This window comes from Candidatus Aegiribacteria sp., from assembly GCA_021108005.1.
GTDB lineage: Bacteria > Fermentibacterota > Fermentibacteria > Fermentibacterales > JCC-6 > Aegiribacteria.
Genome location: JAIORS010000205.1, coordinates 1 through 3,580 on the forward strand (window position 1 = coordinate 1; position 3,580 = coordinate 3,580).

The following is a 3,580-nucleotide window of genomic DNA, read 5'->3' on the forward strand; positions in this document are numbered from 1 at the left end:
GAAGGAATTTATATGATTGGTAATCTGCGCTGCGCCGCAGCGCTTAGTTCAACAAATACATGAACCAGCCACAGGGCTGAGTGATCTGACGCAGTAAGTTCTGTGCTGGTTATGCAAAGCGTTGTGTGATCAAATCAGTTGAACATACAATGCAGTTGTACTATGATATCTATAGGAGGTGAGATTGATGATGAAAATCACTATTCAAATAGAAGACAATAAGGCTCAGGTATTGCGTGAGAAAGCAAAACGATATGGTCTAGACCCAGAGCAGTTTCTGGCAGCATCTGTTGAAGATATCATTAGTCAACCCGACAACGATTTCGAAGAAGCGGCTCTTCGCGTATTGTCAAAGAACAAGGAACTCTATCACCGACTCTCCTGATGCGTTATCTTTCAATATCAGAAGTACTTGAGCTTCATGAAAGGCTCATATCCTCCTATGGAGGCCCAACAGGAATTCGAGATTTGGGTGCTTTGGAATCTGCTATCAATCAGCCCTATGTCACGTTTGATCAACAGGATCTATATCCAGACTTAATTTCCAAGGCTGCTGCTATCTGTTTCTCATTAGTAATGAACCATCCGTTTCTCGATGGCAACAAACGTGTTGGACATGCCGCCATGGAAACATTCCTTATTCTTAACGGAGCGGACTTTGACTGCGCTGTAAATGAGCAGGAGCGAGTCATGCTTGATCTTGCCGCAGGAAAAATGGATCGTGCTGAATTTACAGATTGGGTGAAAATACACACAAATGCATGAATCAGTCATAGTGGCTATGTAACTGGCATTTAAATCACTATGCTGGTTATGCATAGCATTAGACGGGAATGAATGATATCAAAACAGTATATTTCTCAAATTGAACTTAGAAGAGAAAAAGTCCCCTCCTTAGACGAGTATCCCTTCTGTCTTAATGCTGTAAAACATCTCTATAAGCTTGAATTGCATCCAGCAGTTACTTTCATTGTTGGAGAAAACGGCACAGGAAAATCTACTCTGCTAGAGGCTATTGCTGTTGCATGGGGATTTAATCCTGAAGGTGGATCAAAGAACTTCCATTTTGGCACGCGTCCATCACATTCCACACTCCACGAGTATATCCGTCTTATCAAAGGAGTTAAGCACCCCAAAGACGGCTACTTCCTTCGAGCTGAGAGCTTTTTCAATGTTGCCACTGATATTGAAATGATGGATCAAGAGTCCAGTGGTCTAGGCAAACCTATTGCCGATTCATACGGTAACCGATCTCTACACGAACAGTCGCACGGTGAATCGTTCTTATCTCTTTTGACTGAGCGTTTAAGCGGCAATGGTCTATATATTATGGATGAACCGGAAGCCGCCTTATCTCCCAGCAGACAGATGGCTGTATTATCGCGAATACATGATCTTGTGAAGAAGGAGTCGCAGTTTATCATTGCTACTCATTCCCCAATCATAATGGCTTATCCGAACTCAATAATTTATCAATTATCCGGTGCGGGAATGGAAGTTGTGGAGTATACAGAAACAGAGAACTTTGCTGTAACAAAGAATTTTATGGCTAATCATAATGGGATGCTAGATATTTTGTTGGAAAATTAAGCGTTTAACAATGGCATTAACTTGTCACAGTCGCCTGTGTAGCAACTGGTTACTGTCATAACTGTGCAAGTTATGCCAAGCGTTAGAGCTAAGGAATAATGAAACCGAAAAATCGAGCTGAAATCTGGAAACAACAGAAATACAACAACTCCTGTGCTTGGGATTGTTTCTCAATGCTTCTCGCCACACACGGAGTTGAAACAAGTGCTCTAGATCTTGTTGGAGCATCTCATATTCCATATCAACTACGGTTCTATCCAAAAGAAAAAAGGCTTTCTGCGGGTATGCTTGTACAGGCGGACAGAACAGTTAATCTTGTGCTAGAAAGATTTGGCTTTCATTTAAACAGCAGGAGAACTCCGACAATCGCTGAGTACATTGCCCTGGCAAGAGAAACATTGAGCAATGGAGATGCCATAATTACGAATCTTAAACGGCCGGACAATCTGCCAGGCAGACATGCCATTGTAATGACTGAACTCAGAGAATCTTGTTTCAAAGGACTTGATCCAGATTGTCGACTGGATCGAGCAACAGACTATAACTACGCTGATGTTGAAGAAATTGTTGCTCTGGAGTTCATAGAAGAGGAATTAGTGATTGCGGCATCCGGCGAAGAGGGATTTGTACCCCTTATCGGTGTACTGTCTCCTTGCACACCCCAAGAACCTGATTCACTGCTACTGCAAGATGTATTCAAAGGAAGTAACGATGCTCTGGAGTTCTATTTCTCCGAAACAGTAGACCTGGATTTCACAAACGGTGAATCAATGCAGATTATCTACTCAGTGATAAAGCCCATTGTTTTGGATCTTCGTACAGCAATTGAAATCCGTGATGAATTTTTGAATCAGGAATCCGAGATCGCCTCTTTTCTGAGGGGATTTGAGTGTGAGATTCTTCATTTCCGGAAATTAGTTAAGAATGGCAAGGCCATTCCAGAAGAAATAGTGAACGGATTGCGTGATTCTTTGAAAAGGTCTTACAGAATTCTTGAGGAACACCTTTCCTTTAGAGCTTATCGCAACGAAGATAATAGAGACTCTAACCACTGAATGAACCTGCCACTGAAGAACGAAAATTAATATTCCCGGCCGACAGGAAGAACATATTGTCGCTGGACACTGCCACAAACGATTGGTAAGGGCTTGGCTGATACTTGTGCATGTTATTCAGGGCGTTTGCTTGAAAAGAAGATACTTGACTTTTCTGAAGTGACACTATAGTATCATTATTATGAAAACCGAAATTGTCACGAAGTTAAAAAGAGAAGCCACGAAAATCCTGGCCGATTTGCACGAAACTCGAGAACCCATATTGATAACCGAACATGGAAAGCCATCAGCATATTTAATCGATGCAGATGATTTTGAAATGATGCAAGAACGAATGCAAATTTTGGAAGGCATTTCGCGGGGCGAGAGAGCAATATTAGAGAATCATACATTGTCCAAGACCGAAGCAAAAAGAGCCATGAAAAAATGGTTGGATTGATCTGGACGGAACCTGCCCTTCATGATTTGAACGATATTGCTGAATATATCGCATTGGATAACTTGGATGCTTCAAAGCGACTTATTAAGACTATTTTTCGCGCCGTAGAAACATTAGAAAAATTCTCCGAATCAGGCAGACGCCCCCCAGAACTCAAGGGCACACAATATAGAGAAAAAATTGTTGGTCCCTGCCGCATATTCTACCGACAGGAAAAAAAGAAGATCTACATTCTTTATGTAATGCGTGTTGAGCGTGAATTACGCAAACACTTGCTTGAGGAACGCAAGAAGATAAAAAGCTAACAAAAGCATGAAACAGCCACAGGCGCACAGAAACCTACCATGGTTATTCCTGTGCTGGTTATGCAAATGTTCACTCTTCGAAATATTGAAATGCCAGGCCTGAACTCGCATAATCTTACCAGTAAGATGCTAGGCCTATGCATGATTGGAATGAAGAAATGAATACAGTAGCTACAACAAAAATGTCATCC

6 protein-coding genes are annotated in these 3,580 nt (G+C 41.7%); all 6 read left to right on the top strand.

Features of this window, described 5'->3' with window-relative positions; genetic code table 11:
• The first annotated feature begins 187 nt into the window (after positions 1 to 187).
• The 6 genes from K8S15_12805 to K8S15_12830 all read left to right on the top strand — a co-directional run bounded on the left by K8S15_12805 (position 188) and on the right by K8S15_12830 (position 3,389).
• Positions 188 to 385 carry a DNA-binding protein gene (locus tag K8S15_12805; GenBank protein MCD4776916.1) on the top strand — a complete coding sequence of 66 codons (198 nt, stop codon included), beginning with the start codon at positions 188 to 190 and terminating at the stop codon, positions 383 to 385.
• On the top strand, positions 382 to 765 hold the full coding sequence (locus tag K8S15_12810; GenBank protein ID MCD4776917.1) for a type II toxin-antitoxin system death-on-curing family toxin: 384 nt from the start codon (positions 382 to 384) through the stop codon (positions 763 to 765). Before K8S15_12805 ends, K8S15_12810 begins: the two co-directional genes overlap by 4 nt.
• Before the next feature lie 72 nt (positions 766 to 837).
• Entirely contained in the window at positions 838 to 1,590 is a 753-nt protein-coding gene (locus K8S15_12815; protein MCD4776918.1) for an AAA family ATPase, read from the top strand.
• 173 nt (positions 1,591 to 1,763) lie between these two features.
• Entirely contained in the window at positions 1,764 to 2,645 is an 882-nt protein-coding gene (locus tag K8S15_12820) for a hypothetical protein (protein MCD4776919.1), read from the top strand.
• Between the two features lie 181 nt (positions 2,646 to 2,826).
• Positions 2,827 to 3,084 carry a type II toxin-antitoxin system Phd/YefM family antitoxin gene (locus tag K8S15_12825; protein ID MCD4776920.1) on the top strand — a complete coding sequence of 86 codons (258 nt, stop codon included), beginning with the start codon at positions 2,827 to 2,829 and terminating at the stop codon, positions 3,082 to 3,084.
• Positions 3,072 to 3,389 carry a type II toxin-antitoxin system RelE/ParE family toxin gene (locus K8S15_12830; protein ID MCD4776921.1) on the top strand — a complete coding sequence of 106 codons (318 nt, stop codon included), beginning with the start codon at positions 3,072 to 3,074 and terminating at the stop codon, positions 3,387 to 3,389. Before K8S15_12825 ends, K8S15_12830 begins: the two co-directional genes overlap by 13 nt.
• Positions 3,390 to 3,580: the final 191 nt, after the last annotated feature.